Here is a 16881-nt window from a genome sequence, read left to right as displayed (position 1 = left end):
GAACATCAGAAAGCATCCACATCGGTCCAATACCGATATGGATCAATTATTGATATGTGAATCCATATCAACGCTGGTTCTCTGCGGACCCGATGCAGGTGGTGCCATCAGTGCTGTGCCGGGTGGTTCTGCCGAGGCTCGTTGCGGCGCGAACCATCGGCCGGCGTCACGAGGGTCAGGGGGAGCCGGAGGACGAAGCGGGCACCGCCGCTGGTGGATTCGCCCACCTCAAGCGTGCCGTGGTGGGCGTGGGCGATCTCGCGGGAGATCCCCAGGCCGAGGCCGGTGCCGTCGCGGTCGCGTTCGCGGGAGGCGTCGAGCCGGACGAACCGCTGGAAGATCTTTTCCCGGTCGGCCGCGGCGATGCCGTCGCCGTCGTCGGAAACGATCAGTTCGGCGCTGTCGCCGTTGCGGCAGGCCTCGACCACGACATTCCGCTTCGCGTGCCGCTGGGCGTTGTCCAGCAGGTTGGCGAGGACCCGGGCGATCTCGCCGCGGACGCCCGTGACGGTCACGCCTGGTTCGAGAGTCTGCCCGGCGGCGAGCCGGTCCGGCCGGTGAGCGAGCTCCGAGGCCACCAGTTCGGCCAGGTCCATCGCCTCGAGCTTTCTGCCCCCGTTCACGTCGTCGCCGTTCGTCGCCTCGGCCTGAGACAGCAGGCGCAGGTCGGTGACGATCGCCTCCAGCCGGCGGACGTCGCGCAACGCATCTTCGATCAGATCGTCCATGGAGGTCTGGTCGGGGTACAACTGGGCCTCCTCCAAGCGGGCGCGCAGCCCGGCGATGGGGTTGCGCAGCTCGTGGGAGACCTCGGAGGCGAACCGGCGCTGCTTCTCAAGCGCCCGCTCCAGCCGTCCGATGCGCCGGGTGAGGAACCGGGTGAGCCGAGTGGCCAGGCGCGTACCGGGCGACGTGGAGATCTCGGTGGGCACGGGGATGCTCTTCTCACCGTCGGCTGTCGGCGGAATGCTGAATGTCCTGGTGGGCCGATGCAATCTGATCAACTGTTCCATGCAGGTTGTCCTCGATCTGACCGGCGCGGTGCCGCCATAGCCGAGCGTCCTTCTGGTACAGCCCGATACTTGCCAACGGCCCGGCACCGCATATCCCCCATCCATGCGGGTTGTGGTGGCGATGTCGATGACCATGCCCGCGGGTCCTGCCGGTCGATGTGCTCACCGGCCTCACGAGTCACAGGAGATATCAGCCGTCGGTCGAGTCGATCCCGGTGCGCCTGCCCGCCACGGGCAGGTCGGCGGACGACCCCGCGTCGGCGTTCTCCGGATCCAGCAAGGCACGGGCGACGCCGAGCAGCACGCTGACATCGGCCGGTTTCTGCACGTATTCGTTGGCGCCGGCGGCGATCGCCTTCTCCCGTTCCCCGGCGATGACCTTGGCGGTGAGCGCGATGATCGGAAGATCGGCGTAGCGCTGATCGCTCCGGATCGCCCGCATGGTCTCGTAGCCGTCCATGCCGGGCATCATGACGTCCATCACGACGAGCGACACGTCGGGGTTCCGCTCGAGCGCTTCAATGCCCTCTTCACCGTTCGTGGCGTGCGCGACCGCCATGCCCGCCCGTCCAAGGACGTGGGTCAGGGCCGTGACCATGCGGGGATCGTCGTCGACGATGAGGACCTGGGCGTCGGACAGACTCTGCGGCGCGCGGTGCTCGTGAACCGTATGGGACGTACGGTCCTCCTCTCCGGCGTACGCGGTCCGGTCGGCCGTCGGGCCGTCGAAGGAGGCGTCGCGCGACGGCGGCCGGGCGAGCAGGGACTCCGCGGAGCCGGCGCCCGTCGTCGCGGGAGCGGGCTCCTCGGGGACGGTCCATGCCGCGGCCTCGCCACGCTGCGGCGGCTGTTCGAGCAGGTCCGCCGGCATCTGGCGCGCCACGGGCACCAGCAGGGTGAACGAGCTGCCGCGGCCCGGCTCGCTCCTGGCCGTGATCCTGCCGCCGAGCAGGCCCGCGAGTTCACGGCTGATGGACAGGCCGAGGCCGGTGCCGCCGGTGCGGCCGTGTGGATCGTGCGCCTGCTCGAAGGCCTCGAAGATCGTGGTGAGCTTCTCGTGCGGGATGCCGATGCCGGTGTCCTCGACGGTGAAGGCCACGAACTCCTCGTCGGGCCGCGGGGGCTCCTCGTCGCTGCTGGTGGCCTTCCCCACGCGCAGCCTGACGTGACCTTCGGACGTGAACTTGAACGCGTTGGACAGCAGATTGCGCAGGATCTGCTGGAGCCGCTGGCCGTCGGAGTAGAGGTCGTGCGGGGCGTCCGGGGCCACCTCGATGTCGAAGTCGAGCCGATGGTCCGCGGCGATCGGCCGGAAGGTGGCGTTGACGTAGTCGAGGAGCTTGGCCAGCGGAAGGTACCGCAGCTGGATGTCCATCCGGCCGGCCTCGACCTTCGACAGATCGAGGATGTCGTTGATCAGCTGCAGAAGATCGGAACCCGACTGGTAGATGTTCTGCGCGAACAACTGCTCGTCCTGGGAGAGGTTCTGTTCGGTGTCGTCGCACAGCAGCCGGGCGTAGATGAGCAGCGAGCTGAGCGGGGAGCGCAGTTCGTGCGACATGTTCGCCAGGAACTCCGACTTGTACCTTGAGGCGGAGGCCAGCTGTGCCGCCTTCTCCTCAAGCTGCTCGTTGGAGCGCCGCAGTTCGGCCTGCTGCCGTTGCAGCTCCACGGAACGGTCCTGGAGCTGGGCCGTCAGCTGCTGGGACTGGCTGAGCAGTGCCTCGGTCCGGGAGTTGGCGATGATGGTGTTGATCGCGACGCCGATGGTGTCGACGAACTGGTCGAAGAAGGCCAGGTGCACATTGGAGAAGCGGCTGAACGAGGCCAGTTCGATGACGCCGAGCACCTTGTCCTCGAACGGGATCGGGATGATGACGACGCTCGTCGGCGCCCCCTCCCCGATCCCGGAATTGATGGTGATGTAGCCGGGTGGGGCGTCCTCGACGAGGATGCGCTTCTTCTCCTGGACGGCCTGCTGCACCAGGCCGTGGGCCGGCATCTCGCTGGTGTCGACGGTCCGCTCCTGCGAGGCGTAGCCGGCGATGTACGCGAGCCCCTTGCCCGGGGCGCCCCTGCCGTCGGTGTCGGCCAGGAAGAAGGCGCCGTACTGCGCCTTGACCAGCGGGGTCAGCTCGCGCAGGACCAGGTCGGCGACCTCCATGAGGTCGCGGTGCCCCTGCATCAGCCCGGCCAGGCGGGTGAGATTGGACTCCAGCCAGTCCTTCGCCTGGGTCGTCTCCCGCAGGTTGGAGACCATCTGGTTGATGTTGTCCTTCAGCTCGGAGACCTCACCGCGGGTCTTGACGGTGATCAGCCGCGACATGTCACCCTGCGTGACCGCCGAGGTCACCTCTGCGATGGCCCGCACCTGGTTGGTGAGGTTGAGGGCGAGCTCGTTGACGTTGTTGGTGAGGTCCTTCCACACCCCCGACACACCGCGGACCTGTGCCTGCCCGCCGAGCTGACCTTCGGTGCCGACCTCGCGGGCCACCCGGGTGACCTCGTCGGCGAACGCCGACAGCTGATCGACCATCGTGTTGATCGTCGACTTGAGTTCCAGGATCTCGCCGCGGGCGTCGACGTCGATCTTCTTGCTGAGATCGCCCTGGGCGACCGCCGTGGCCACCTGGGCGATGTTGCGGACCTGCGAGGTGAGGTTCCCGGCCATGAAGTTGACGTTCTCGGTGAGGTCCTTCCACACCCCTGAGACACCGCGGACGTGCGCGCGGCCGCCGAGCTGACCTTCGGTGCCGACCTCGCGGGCCACCCGCGTGACCTCGTCGGCGAACGCCGACAGCTGACTGACCATCGTGTTGACGGTGTTCTTCAACTGCAGAATCTCACCCTGGGCGTCCACGGTGATCTGCTTGGACAGGTCCCCGTCCGCGACGGAGGTCGTGACCTCGGCGATGTTCCGCACCTGGTTGGTGAGATTGAGGGCCAGTTCGTTGACGTTGTCGGTGAGGTCCTTCCAGATTCCGGACACGTCCCGGACCTGCGCGCGCCCGCCGAGGTTGCCCTCGGTGCCGACCTCGCGGGCCACGCGGGTGACCTCGTCGGCGAACGCCGACAGCTGATCGACCATCGTGTTGATCGTCGACTTGAGTTCCAGGATCTCGCCGCGGGCGTCGACGTCGATCTTCTTGCTGAGATCGCCCTGGGCGACCGCCGTGGCCACCTGGGCGATGTTGCGGACCTGCGAGGTGAGGTTCCCGGCCATGAAGTTGACGTTCTCGGTGAGGTCCTTCCACACCCCCGACACACCGCGGACCTGTGCCTGCCCGCCGAGCTGACCTTCGGTGCCGACCTCGCGGGCCACCCGCGTGACCTCATCGGCGAACGCCGACAGCTGATCGACCATCGTGTTGACGGTGTTCTTCAACTGCAGAATCTCACCCTGGGCGTCCACGGTGATCTGCTTGGACAGGTCCCCGTCCGCGACGGAGGTCGTGACCTCGGCGATGTTCCGCACCTGGTTGGTGAGGTTGTAGGCCATGAGATTGACGTTGTCGGTGAGGTCCTTCCACACCCCTGAGACACCGCGGACCTGCGCGCGCCCGCCGAGCCGTCCCTCGGTGCCGACCTCGCGGGCCACGCGGATGACCTCGTCGGCGAACGCCGACAGCGTGTCCACCATCGTGTTGACGGTCAGCTTCAACTCCAGCAGCTCACCGGTCGCCTCGACGGTCACCGACCGGGTCAGGTCGCCACGGGCGACGGCGGTCGTCACCAGCGCGATGTCCCGCACCTGGGCGGTGAGCCGGCCGGCCATCGTGTTGACGGCCTCGGTGACGTCCCGCCAGGTGCCGGACAGGCCGTGCACCTTGGCGCGTCCGCCCAGGCGGCCTTCGATGCCGACCTCGCGGGCCACCCCGGTGACCTCGGCTGTGAACAACGACAGTTCGTCGACCATGTGGTTGACCGTCTGCCCCAGCCGGCGCAGCCCGCCGCGCAGCGGCCTGCTGTCGTCATGCAGGTCCACCCGCTGGCTCAGGTCGCCGTTGGCGACCGCCTCCAGGACACGGCTGGCGTTCATGGTCGGTGCGACCAGGGCGTCCATCAGCGAGTTGGACGCCTCGACGGTCGCCGCCCATCCGCCCTGCCCGGGGCTGGGGGACAGCCGCTCGTCCAGCCGGCCATGGCGGACGATCTCGCGGCGGACCCGTCTCAGCTCGTCCGACTGGTGCAGGTTGCGGTCGGCGATCTGGTTGAAGACGATGGCGAGCTCGGCAGGCACGCCGTCGCGGTCGACCGGCAGCCGGACCTGGAAGTCTCCGTCGCGGAGCGCCTGCATCGCCGCCAGCAGCGGGTGCAACTCGTCCATCTGAGTCGGATCTGAAGCCATAAAACCACGCTATAACCCATATGCGAACTTTTACTTTTTGATGGGGTCAGATTGGGAATCGCATTGCATCTCGGGGGACTGCGCATTTTTCGCTGATTGCCGGAGAAGCTCGCACCATACGCCTCACGTAGCCGTTCGTCGAGCGTTCACGCAGGTCGCGCAGGGCCGAGCCGTGAGTAATGACAGTTCCAAACGTTGCGCGCGGGCCTGCCGCGTTGTGTCATGGATCCATGGAGGCGGACAGGGGAAGGGATCGGCCGCACGACACGGAGGCGGGAATCGACGCATCCTGGTCCCGTCCCGGATGGCGCGGCCGGACACGCGAATGGCGGCCCATCGCCGAATTGTTGAGGGCGATCAGGCGCGGCCGAGGTGGCGTGGTCCTCGTGGAAGGCCCTATGGGGGTGGGGAAGACCCGGCTCCTCCATGAAGCCGCGGAAGCGGCCGCGCGGGCGAAGATCGCGGGCACGGACGCCGCGGGCGACGAGTTCGGGCGCCTGGTGCCGCTGGCCCTGCTGGCGACCGCGCTCAGGGAGCCGGCGCTGGGCTCACCCGAACCCACGCTGTCGTGGCGCGCGCTGACGGCGGAACCGCCCGGTGCCGAGACGGTCGATCTCCGGCCGTCGCTTGTGGAGCGGCTGCGCTCCCGATTCGAAGAGCGGGCGGGCCGCGGCCCCTTGCTGATCACGCTGGACGACCTGCAGTGGGCCGATCCGACGACCCGGCTGGCACTGCGGTCCCTGCTGCCGGAACTCGCCTCCTATCCGCTCGGGTGGATCCTGAGCCGTACAAGCGGTATGGGTGATCAGGCCCTGGACGGGCTGTACAGTTCGCTCGCGCGGCATGGCGCCGCCCGTGTCGTGCTCGGGCCGCTGGACGACCATGCGGTCGCGGAGATCGCCGCGGACGTCCTCGGCGCGCCGCCCGGTCCGGACGTCCTCGACGTGACGGCCGACGCGGAGGGAAACCCGTTCCTGCTCATCGAACTGCTCAAGACATGGGAGCTCGAGGGTGCGGTCGAGGTCGCCAGGGGCGGTGCGCGGCTGACCCCGGCGGCACGTGTCCAGGCGAGCGCGCGGAGCAGGCTGCTCCGGCAGCCCGAGCCGACCCGGCAACTGCTCCAGGTGGCGGCGATCCTGGGCCATTCCTTCTCGGTGGACGATCTGGCCGAGATGCTCGGCGAGCCGGTCGACGGACTGCTGACGCGGCTCACCCAGACGATCCGGGCGGGCATCATCGTGCCCGACGTGGACCGGCTGGCGTTCCGGCACGACATGCTGTGGCAGATCGCCACTGAGATGGTCCCCAAACCCGTGCGCCTGGCGCTGCAGCGGCAGGCCGGGGAGATGCTGCTACGCCGCGGCGCGGTCGTGCCGGCCGCCGGCTACCTCGTGCGCTGCGCCCGGCCGGGAGACGAGCGGGCGCTCGACGGGCTGGAACGGGCGGCACACGCGGTACTGCCCTACTCGCCGCCGTCCGCGGCGGACCTAGCCGTCCGGGCGCTCGAACTCACCGACCCGTCCGATCATCCCGCGCTCCTCGCCCGCACGATGACGGCGGTGGACGCCCTGAAGGCCGCGGGGCGGCTCACCGAGGCGATGGACTCCGCCCGCGAGACGCTGCGGCAGGCCCCCTCCGGACCATGGGCCGACCGATTGCGGTACGAACTGGCGTCCATCTTCCTGCTGAGCGGGCGGCCCGCCCAGGCCGTGACCGAGGCGGAGAACCTGCTGATGCGCCAGGACCTCGGCAGAGAACTGCACGATCTCACGGAACTGGCGAGGTTCCAGGGCCTGCTGGCGTTGCACGAGTTCGGGCGGGGACGGGCGCGGGCCAAGGCGATCCTCGCCGACCGGCCCGGGCATGCCGACACCGCTCTGGTCGGGGCGTTGCTGCTCAGTGCGCACCTCGCGTGGGAAGAAGCCCGGGCCGACGACGCCTTCCGCGACCTACATGAGGCCGTGCGCCTGGCGGACAGGGGATCGATCGGTGCCCGGCTCGCCTACCCCCGCCTGTTCCTGGTCCGCTGCCTCACCGGGATGGGACGGCATGGCGAGGCCGACAACGTTCTCTGGGCCGCGACCGCGGATTTCGAGACCTACGGGTCGGTCGCACACGCCGCCACCCCGGCCTTCTTCCGGGCCTGTCTGTCACTGGCCGCCGGCCGCACCGACGACGCGGCGGCCGAGGCCGAGACAGGACTGAAGGCCGCGGACGAATGGGGTACCTACGCGTTGACACTGCTCGGCCTGGCCGCGCTGGCCATCGTCGCGGTGCGGAAAGGCGACCTGGAGACGGCCGAGCAGCACATCGAGCGCCTGGAGTCCGAACGGCGGGCGGCACAGGGCGAGCTGTACGGGTCGCTCTGGAGCACCTGGGCCGTCTCCCTCGTCACGGAGGCCCGAAGCGGCCCGCGGGAGGCGATGGAACCGCTCCGCAACTGCTACGCCAACGTACGAGACCGGTGCTGGATGCTCATGCTCGAACCCAACGCGGCGGCCTGGATGACCCGTATCGCCCTGGCCGCGGGCAACCACTCGGCAGCCGCGGACATCGTCGAGACCGCCCGGCAGATCGCGCACGACAACCCGGGCCATCCCGCTCTGGCCGCCGCGGCCGCCCACGCACAGGGAATCCTCAGCGGCGACGCCACGGCCCTCGTCCAGGCCGCGGCACAGCACAGCGACCCCTGGGGCACCGCCTCCGCGACGGAGGACCTCGGGCTCCTGCTGATCAATGATCGCGAGGCGGCCATCGAGAAGTTCGACGAGGCCGCCGAGGGCTACCGGAGGATCGGCGCGCTCCGGGACGCGGCCCGGATCCGCGCCCGGCTGCGGAACCTGGGCGTGCGACGCCGCCACTGGACCTATGCCGACCGGCCGGCCATCGGGTGGGACAGTCTCACCGACTCCGAGCGCAGCGTCGCGTCCCTCGTGGCCCAGGGCCTGACCAACCGCCAGGTGGCCGCCCAGATGTTCCTCTCCCCCCACACGGTCTCATTCCACCTGCGCCAGGTCTTCCGCAAGCTCGACATCGGTTCCCGGGTAGAGCTGGCCCGCATCGTCCCCGAACAACCCGGTCCCGACGAAAGCGCGGTCGACTGATCCGCACGTAGCCGACGAAACTTCGGCCGAACACCGGAGACGAGCATCCTGCCGGTCCTACAGGAAATCGTTTGAGCGAGGCGGCGCCCCGCTGCTACCGTCTCCGTCGGCCGTGAAGACGTCGCAAGGAGGTGAGACCCGTGAACACAGTCACCCATGGGTGCTCCCTCAGCCCGTCACGGTCCGGCGGCTGACGTTCGGTGTCGCCAGGAGCGCCTGAGATCGAGGCACTCCTGGAAGGAGACTCCGATGAACACGAAGCCTTTCACATCCGGCCTGGGCGAGAACGCGGTGATGATCACGCGCGTCGCGGACGGGCATTGGCATGCACTGGACGACGACCTGGTGGTCGGCCGCGGGTATGCGGAGCACCGGCCCGACGGACGCTTGTTCGTCAGCATCGACGCCTGGCACGACGCCGCCTTCGACCGGCTCGCCGAGGCGATGCCGGCGGAACTGCCGGCGCCGCTGTACACGGTGGTCGACGAAGCCGACGCCGAGCTGACGGCCGGCTGGCGGCGGGCCGGTTTCAGGATCCGGCGCCGCGAGTGGGAGTACGTCGTGCCGACCGACCCGCGGGTCACAGGGCTCGGAGAAGTCCTGCCGCCTCCGGGCGTGACGATCGTGCCCGCCGGTCAGGCGGACGAGAGTCTGCTGCGGGCGGTGGACCGCGCGATCCGTGACGAAGTCGAGGCGACCGTCGGGTGGTGGCAGTCGATGCCCGCGGAGGTGCTTCCCCGCCCCGAGGGCGACACCATCGTCGACCCGTCGAAGTACGCGGTGGCCGCGGCGCCGGACCGCTACCTGGGTCTGATCCGGGTGGTGACGGTGAACCGGCCGCGCATCGGGCTGGTCGCGGTCCGGGACGGCGAGCAGCGCCGCGGCATCGCGCGGGCGCTGCTCGCCCACGCGCTGGAGACGCTGCACCGCTCCGGGTTCGACACGGCCTGGGCCGAAGTCCACGAGTCCAACCAAGCGGCCTCGGCGCTGTTCGAGGGCGTCGGGGCCCGGCCGGTGAGCAGCAACCTGGAGCTGGTGCGATGACCAGGAACAAGAACGGCATCGAAGTCGAGGGCAAGGTCGTCGAGTGCCTGCGCAGCGCCATGTTCACCGTGGAGCTCGAGAACGGCCACCGGGTGCTCGCGCACGTCAGCGGTAAGATCCGCAAGAACTACATCAAGATCGTGCTGGAAGACCGGGTCCTGGTGGAGCTCACGCCGTACGACCTGACGCGCGGCCGGATCGTGTTCCGGTACCGGAACTAGCGGCCGCCGGCACCTTCCGCGGTAGCCGACCCTGGGCCCCGGTCACGACGTTTCCGTGACCGGGGCTGCCGGCCGCCTGTGCGCGATGACTGCGCCCCTGAAGACCTTCTATGGCGCAGATCACGTACCCGCACCTGTCACAGGAGGCGGGTCGTCGGCATCTGGTGTTCGGCAGCCGACAACGGAGGGACGGAACGCCATCATGGGCAAGGTCTGGTTCGTCACCGGTTCATCGCGCGGTCTGGGCCGCAGCTTCGTCGAGGCCGCTCTGTCTCGGGGCGACAAGGTGGCCGCGACCGCCCGGGGCTGACCGAGCGGGAGCTGCGCGACCAGATGGAGACCAACCTGTTCGGCGCGGTGTGGGTCGTTCAGGCCGCGGTGCCCCACCTGCGCGAGCAGGGCTCAGGACACATCGTTCAGTTGTCTTCGGCCGCCGGCCTCATCGCGATGCCGCTCGGCGGCGCGTACCACGCCTCCAAGTGGGCGCTGGAGGGGCTGAACGAAGCCCTCGCCCGCGAGGTCGCCGGCTTCGGCATCAAGGTGACCGTGATCGAACCCGGCGGATTCGCCACCCGGTCCGGCGAGAACCCCGATCCACTCGCCAACGGCCACATGGCCGAGACCAACCCGGCCTACGACGGTCTCCGCCGGCGCCTCGCCGAGGTCGCGGGCAAGCAGCCCGCCGGAGACCCGGCCGCCGCCGCCCAGACCCTCCTCAAGATCGTCGACTCCGACGCCCCGCCCCTGCGGGTGCTGTTCGGCCAGGGCTTCTACCCGATGATCCAGCAGGCCTACGCCGACCGGCTCAAGACCTGGGACGACGGGCAGGACCTTTCGGCCGAGGCCCACGGCCGTGCCCTGGGCGCGGCTCAGGGCTGAGACGGCGGGGCGAACAGGCGGTCGATCATGACGTGCAGGAAGGACTGGAAGCCGTGAAAGTCGGTGTGGCGCGGAGCGCTGCTGGGTGCGTGGCGGTGAGGTGTCTCATCGGGGGTGTGGACGGCGCCGGTGTTGAGGAAGCCGTAGACGCACCACATCACGCTCCACACCAGGTAGTCGGGATCGACGTCGGGGGGCACCCGGTCGCGGATCTTGTCGGCGATCTGTGCTGATCGGGGTTGGACGTAGAGCACGTCCATGCCGGCCACGTCGGCGGCGTCTCCCATCCATCCGTGCTGCCACAGCGCCAGCGCCTGCGGGTGGCCGGCGTAGAAGTCCAGAAAAGCGTCCGCGAGGAGCTTGATGCCCTGGCGGTCGGATGTGAAGCGGGCGACCGCGTCCTCCATGGCCTCGTCCTCGGCCGTGTGGACACGCTGCATCACCTCGCGGTACAGGTCGACCTTGGTCGCCACGGCCTGATGAACAGAGCCGATGTCATACCCTGTCGCGTCGGCGATCATCTGCAGCGATGCCCCGTCGTACCCGAGCTCGGCGAAAATCCGGGGTCGCGGTCTCGACCAGCCGGTCCTTGTCGATCTCCCCCATGTCCTCACTGTATGTGAGGGGTCTGCGACGAGATCTGAGGGCGACGACCAGGGTCGGCTCAAACGCTTGTACTTGGTCGCAAGAGTTTCGGCGAGTGCGAGGCCCTAGGGGATGTCTTCGGGCGTGAGGGTGGCGAGTTGTTCGGTGGTGAGTTCGGTGCCGGTGTTGGCGAGTTGTTCGGTGCGGCGGGCGTGTGCGGTGACGGCGGCGCGGAACAGTTTGTCGACCTCGCGTCCGTTGCCGACCCGGAACCGGTCGCGGTTGGCCGCCAGATAGGTGGCCAGGGCCTGCTGGGTGGGTTCGGGGACGCGGTAGTCCGCCGCTTTGGCCTTGCCCAGGAAGATGGAGACCAGGCCGTCGACCTCGTAGGGCTGGAAATTCAGGGTGCGGGCGAACCGTGAGGCAAGGCCCGGGTTGGTCGCCAGGAACCCCTCCATCTCGGCGGTGTATCCGGCGGCGATGACGATGATCTCGTCGCGGTGGTCCTCCATCAGCTTGACCAGGGTGTCGATGGCCTCCTGCCCGAAGTCGTTGCCCGATCCGGCCTGGCGGGACAGGGTGTAGGCCTCGTCGATGAACAGCACCCCGCCGCGGGCCCGCTCGAACACCTCCGCGGTCTTTTGCGCGGTGTGCCCGATGTACTGCCCGACCAGATCGACCCGTGCCGCCTCGACGACCTGCCCTTGCGCCAGCACCCCCAGCGCGGTCAGCAACTCCCCGTACAACCTGGCCACGGTGGTCTTGCCCGTCCCGGGCGGGCCGGCGAAGATCAGATGCCCGGTGAACGGTTCGGCCTCCAGCCCGGCCGCGCGCCGCCGCCGCGCCGAGGCGATCAGGTTCAGCAGGTCACGGATGTCGGTCTTGACCTCCTGCAGCCCGGTCATCGCGGTCAGCCGGGCCATCACGGTGTCGACCTGCCCGGCGTCGCGGGCCTCCCCGAACCGGGCCGCCAGACCACCGGTGTCGACGTCCAGATCCTCGGCCACCAGCTCAGACAACTCTTCGGCCGAGGGCAGTTCCTCCATCTCGCCCAGCCGCTGCGCCTGCCGCTCCACCGCCGCCTCGAACACCTGCCGCGCCGCCCGCCCGTTACCGAACGAGGCGTCCCGCTTCATGGCGGTGAAGTGCGCCAGGATGGCTTGGCGGGCGTTGTCGGCCAGCTGGTAGCCGTCCTTGTCGGCCTGGGCCTGAACGATCTGGACCAGTTCGGCGGGGGTGTAGTTCTCAAACTCCACCGTGCGGGAGATCCGCGAGGTCAGGCCGGGGTTGGCGGACAGGAACTCGCGCATTTCGGCGGAGTATCCGGCCGCGATGACCACGACTTCGTCGCGGTGGTCCTCCATCAGTTTGACCAGGGTGTCGATGGCCTCCTGCCCGAAATCGGTGCCGGTGGCCTTGCGTGAGAGGGTGTAGGCCTCGTCGATGAACAGCACCCCGCCGCGGGCGCGCTCGAACGCCTCGGTGGTCCGCAGCGCGGTCCCGCCGATGTTCTCCGACACCAGGTCGGCGCGGCTGACCTCGACGACCTGGCCTTGGTCGACCACGCCCAGCGCCGCCAGGATGCCGCCGTACAGCCGCGCCACGGTGGTCTTGCCGGTCCCGGGCGGGCCGGCGAACACCATGTGCCGCCCGATCGAGGGCCCCGGCGGCAACCCCGCCAAACGCCGCCGCTCAGCCACCTTCTGCAGATTCGTCAACTTCCGAATCTCACGCTTCACCCCCGCCAGCCCGACCATCGACTCCAACTCGGCCAACAGCACATCCGCCTTCGTGCCGCCTGGTTCTTCCGGGCTGGGCGCCTCGCTCTTGGGCTCGGGCGGCGCCTGACTCACGGGCGCTGCGGGCGCCGGTTTCGCGTCGTCGCCGGTCTTGCCGGGGACCTCGACATCGAACCGGTCCGGCTTCCCGTTGCGGACACTCGTCAGATCGTTGATCACCACCTTCGACCCGAGGGAGGTGACGATGCCCCGGCCGATGTTGTCGATCAGCGAGCAGTCGCGGACGGCGAGCTGCGCCCCCGGGTCCGTGGACACGCCGGCGAGCTTGTTGCCGCTGACCGTCACCCCTTCCAGCACGGCCATGCCGTCGCCGCCCACCCCGATGCCGACCTTCTCCGCCTCGGCGACCCGGCCCCGGACGACCATGAGCTTCGCCTTCTCGGTGACGGCCATCCCGTTGGCGCCGGCTCCGACGACCTCGCAGTCCTCCAGGACCGCCTCGCTCTTGGTCACGATCAGGCCGGCCCGCTCCGACGCGTCCACCTTGACCCGCCGCGCGGTCAGGAGGCCGCCGTTCGCCACCCATATACCGTCGGTCCCCGCGTCCGAGATCCGGCAGTCCTCCGCGTGCATCTTGCCCTTGTCCCGCACGACCAGGGAGGTCTCGCCCGAGTTCTGGATCGTGCAGTTGCGGATCGTCGCGTTCCCGTGGTCATCGACCCTGATCCCGGCGTTGCCCGGACCGCTGATCGTGCACTGCTCGATCATCGGCCGGGACCCCTCGGTCACCCAGATGGCGTGGTTGGCCGCGTCCTCGACGCGGCACGACCGCAGGCTCACCGAGCTGCCGCTGCGGATCGCGATCGCGTTGCCGGTCGCCCCCGTGACACTGGTGTCCTCCATGCTCCCGGACGAGGCGCTGAAAACGACCGCGCCCTCCTCCACCTTGCAATTCCGGAGGTGGAGCTGGCCGCCCTTCGACGTCCGCACGGCGATGTTGGACCGGGACACGAACTCGCACTGGTCCGCGATGACGGAACCTTTGTCGAGCTCCACCGCGGTGCCCTTGTCACTCCAGTTCCGGACGATGAGCCCCTGAAGCGTCACCTTCCCGGAAACCTCGATCGTGGCGACGGTACGGCCGTCGAGCGTGACCGAACCCAGCCCCTCCACGGCCGTCATGACGAAGTCGCCCGAACTCTTGAACCCCGTGTTCGGGTACGAGCCCGGCTCGATCAGGATGTGCCGCCCAGGCGGTGCACCCGGCGGCAGCGGCGCCTTCAGCGCCTCCAGTACGGTTCGATACGCCCCAGGGGAGGTCTGTGACACGACCAGACGGTGCAAGCTCGGCTCCTCACGAATCACCGTAATGGTGCCACGAGGAGGCCCGTTCCCGCTTTTCAGCGGACCCCTCGCGCCCTGAACCGGACGCCGCCGACCCACCGCGCTTCACCCCGGACGGACGACCACCGCACACCGCGCCGATCAGGGCGCCGCGCGGGCGCGGACTTGCCCTGCCTGACGCGCTCGGATCCCAGTCCTTCAGGCGGCCCTTGGCGCCGTCACCGCAGCAGTAGCGCTGCCAGGTGCCCTGGGCCACGGCGGCGAAGGGGTCTTCGGCGGCACGTCCGATCGTCCGCCAGGCCAGTTCCGGCTTGATGGCGAACAATCCGACCGGACTCGCAGCCGTGGCCCCCGCCGCCCAAAGAAAGGGTCCACGACCAGGGGCACGCAGTGGCTGCCCGGCGGCTGGAAGGTCGTCCGGAAAAGCCCCCAATAAATGCTGGTCACGTAATATCGACAGGCAATGTCGCCGAGTTCCGGACGGCCTCCACCTTGAAAGCCGCTCGTCTCCGTTCCACCGCAGGTCCTCGCCATGCCCCGGCAAGGCGGGCCCGCACGCCGAGCCGGTCGGTGCCAGGCCCGACCGGCTCGCACAGACTCCGCCGTCAGTACGTGTAGAACCAGACCTGGCCGTACGCCTTCTTGCGCACGCTCATGATCGCTTGCACGGAGCCGGAGTTCTTCGCCTTCCAGGGGCTGCACGTCTTGTTCTTCGGACCCCAGTACTTCTTGCTCCAGATGGTCTTGGTCACCCCATGGGTGCCACGGCGGTCCAGGCGGATCGTGAAGCCCTTGCGCGTGCCCGAACCCCAGAAGTTGTAACAGATCCGGACGTGCGCGTTCTTCACCCTGATCGACGGGGTCGCCCGGCCAGGCCACTTGGCGCCGCCATCGATGTACCACGGCCCCGAGGACCCGCGCATCGCCGCAGACGCGGCCGGGGCCGCCACGGCGGGTGCGGAGCGAATGGTCTCGGCGTTCGCCGGGGCCGCGAACGCACCGACCATGGCGAGGGCCGCTGCCAAACCTGTTCCTGCCTTCAAATGAGCGAGTGAGGTCATGAATCGTTCTCCCTTCCGAACAACACCGACAGACGGCGAGTCTGAAGTGCTGGACTCCCAATTGGAAGACCTTTCCACCACGGTGGAAAAGTGGCTTTCACGGCCTGCGATTTCAGCACCACGCCACGGCTCACCAGGGAAAAGACAATGCTGAGGCTTCATTTCCCAGGCGAGGACCTACGGCGGATCCAACTCGCACCGGGCCCGGACGCACTCGAAGCCCTGCGACGCACCCCACGCACCCGGTTACGAGCCGATGTCACCGAACTGGCCACCCGCCACCCGGCCGCCCCGCACCAGGCTGGCCCCGCCTGCTCACCGACGGCCGCGACAACGCCCTCGACTGGGGCGCCCCGGTCACCATGCTGGACCCGGCACTACCGCCCGTCCTGACCTACCCCATCCCCCACCAGCTGTCACGGCCGAGGTAGGGGTGTGGAGCGCGCGATGCGGAACCCCACGTCGTCGATCCGGAAGGTCGGGTGGCTGCGCCGCCGCACCGACGCCCGGCAGCTCCAGTGCTCGTCGGCCCAGCCACCACCACGGAGGACGCGATAGGTGCCATACACCTCTGGGTCGTAGACGTCCCAGCACCAATCCCAGACATTGCCCAGCATGTCGTATAGGCCCCAGGCGTTGGGGTGCTTGCCGCCCGCAGGGTGGATCTGCCCATCCGAGTTGCCCTGGTACCAAGCGACCTCATCAAGCCGGCCGTATCGCGGGCCGGTGGTACCCGCTCGACAGGCATGCTCCCATTCGGCCTCGGTCGGCAGCCGGTACCCGTCTGCGGAGGTGTCCCATTCGGCCGCCTCAGTGTCGGCAGGGAGGTGATACGCGGGCGTTAGCCCCTCGCGCTGGGACAACGCGTTGCAGAACCGGATTGCGTCCCACCACGAAACGCCCTCAACGGGCAGCCGGTCGCCTTGGGCACTACTCGGCCGCTGACCGGTAACCTGTGCGTACCACGACTGTGTGACCGGGAACACCGCCAGCTGAAACGACGCGATCTCGACCGGCCAACTGCTCTGCGTCCGCCGGTCCGACAGCATCACCCGTCCCGGTGGGACGGCAACCATCTCGTTTCCTGCCCCCGCGTCCACAACGGGCCACCCTATCGGCGTCTTCTCACCGCTCTACCGATCATTCTGAGGGGAGCTGGGGAGGCGGCGGAGGCAGATAATGCTGCTGGCCAGTTCCAGCAGAGCTTGGTGGACGTCCGCTCTGCGTTCGCAGTGGATGCGGAGTCGTTTGAACTGGTGGAGCCAGGCAAAGGTGCGCTCGACCACCCACCGGGTCTTGCCCAGGCCCCGAACCTGTGGCGATGCCGCTGCGGGCGATAAGGGGCTTGATGCCGCCCTCGTACACGAGGGACCGCGTCAAGAAGAGGGATCAGCTGGGTGACGTCGTGCCGGCTCCCGCCGGTCAGCGAGACAGCGAGCGGGGTGCCATGGCGGTCGACGAGCACATCGTGCTTGGAGCCGGGACGCCCCCGGTCGACCGGCGACGGTCCGACATGGTCCCCCCTTTGAGAGACCTGACGTGA

At 68.8% G+C, this 16881-nt stretch carries 11 protein-coding genes and 1 pseudogene; 4 read left to right on the top strand and 8 right to left on the bottom strand.

Annotated features, from left to right (window positions below; genetic code table 11):
- Positions 1–107 precede the first annotated feature (107 nt).
- Together ACQPXG_RS21320 and ACQPXG_RS21315 are read right to left on the bottom strand one after the other, a co-directional pair.
- The gene (locus tag ACQPXG_RS21320; protein ID WP_433469450.1) at positions 108–932 is read right to left on the bottom strand and encodes a sensor histidine kinase; all 825 of its coding nucleotides are present in this window, start codon (positions 930–932) and stop codon (positions 108–110) included.
- A gap of 271 nt (positions 933–1203) precedes the next feature.
- Positions 1204–5361, bottom strand: coding sequence for a HAMP domain-containing protein (locus ACQPXG_RS21315; protein WP_433469449.1), 4158 nt, complete (start codon positions 5359–5361; stop codon positions 1204–1206).
- 179 nt (positions 5362–5540) lie between these two features.
- Here ACQPXG_RS21315 and ACQPXG_RS21310 point away from each other — a divergent pair, with 179 nt between their 5' ends.
- The 4 genes from ACQPXG_RS21310 (at position 5541) to ACQPXG_RS21295 (ending at position 10609) form a co-directional block, all read left to right on the top strand.
- Positions 5541–8465 (top strand): helix-turn-helix transcriptional regulator, encoded by a 2925-nt coding sequence (locus ACQPXG_RS21310; RefSeq protein WP_433469448.1) that lies wholly within the window; start codon positions 5541–5543, stop codon positions 8463–8465.
- A gap of 249 nt (positions 8466–8714) precedes the next feature.
- Positions 8715–9509, top strand: a complete 795-nt coding sequence (locus ACQPXG_RS21305; protein WP_433469447.1) for a GNAT family N-acetyltransferase — start codon at positions 8715–8717, stop codon at positions 9507–9509.
- The gene (gene infA, locus ACQPXG_RS21300; protein ID WP_433469446.1) at positions 9506–9730 is read left to right on the top strand and encodes a translation initiation factor IF-1; all 225 of its coding nucleotides are present in this window, start codon (positions 9506–9508) and stop codon (positions 9728–9730) included. Before ACQPXG_RS21305 ends, infA begins: the two co-directional genes overlap by 4 nt.
- Positions 9731–10063: 333 nt before the next feature.
- The gene (locus ACQPXG_RS21295; protein ID WP_433469445.1) at positions 10064–10609 is read left to right on the top strand and encodes an SDR family NAD(P)-dependent oxidoreductase; all 546 of its coding nucleotides are present in this window, start codon (positions 10064–10066) and stop codon (positions 10607–10609) included.
- On the opposite strand, the gene ACQPXG_RS21290 is transcribed toward ACQPXG_RS21295, so the two are convergent.
- The 6 genes and pseudogenes from ACQPXG_RS21290 to ACQPXG_RS21265 form a co-directional block, all read right to left on the bottom strand.
- Entirely contained in the window at positions 10600–11082 is a 483-nt protein-coding gene (locus tag ACQPXG_RS21290) for a hypothetical protein (RefSeq protein ID WP_433469444.1), read from the bottom strand. The genes ACQPXG_RS21295 and ACQPXG_RS21290 overlap by 10 nt on opposite strands.
- A gap of 237 nt (positions 11083–11319) precedes the next feature.
- On the bottom strand, positions 11320–14262 hold the full coding sequence (locus tag ACQPXG_RS21285) for a right-handed parallel beta-helix repeat-containing protein (protein ID WP_433469443.1): 2943 nt from the start codon (positions 14260–14262) through the stop codon (positions 11320–11322).
- A 25-nt stretch (positions 14263–14287) separates the two neighbouring features.
- Positions 14288–14602, bottom strand: coding sequence for a hypothetical protein (locus ACQPXG_RS21280; protein ID WP_433469442.1), 315 nt, complete (start codon positions 14600–14602; stop codon positions 14288–14290).
- A 280-nt stretch (positions 14603–14882) separates the two neighbouring features.
- A complete protein-coding gene (locus tag ACQPXG_RS21275; protein ID WP_433469441.1) occupies positions 14883–15302 on the bottom strand; it encodes a hypothetical protein in 420 nt (139 codons plus the stop codon).
- Between the two features lie 452 nt (positions 15303–15754).
- Positions 15755–16414 (bottom strand): formylglycine-generating enzyme family protein, encoded by a 660-nt coding sequence (locus ACQPXG_RS21270; protein ID WP_433470022.1) that lies wholly within the window; start codon positions 16412–16414, stop codon positions 15755–15757.
- Between the two features lie 57 nt (positions 16415–16471).
- Positions 16472–16866: pseudogene (locus ACQPXG_RS21265) on the bottom strand (transposase); the annotation flags it as partial.
- Between the last annotated feature and the right edge of the window lie 15 nt (positions 16867–16881).

The sequence above is a fragment of the Spirillospora sp. CA-128828 genome, from assembly GCF_050945415.1.
Lineage (GTDB): Bacteria > Actinomycetota > Actinomycetes > Streptosporangiales > Streptosporangiaceae > Spirillospora.
The sequence above is the reverse complement of the archived record's forward strand: the minus strand, read 5'-3'. Positions and strand labels throughout refer to the sequence as shown.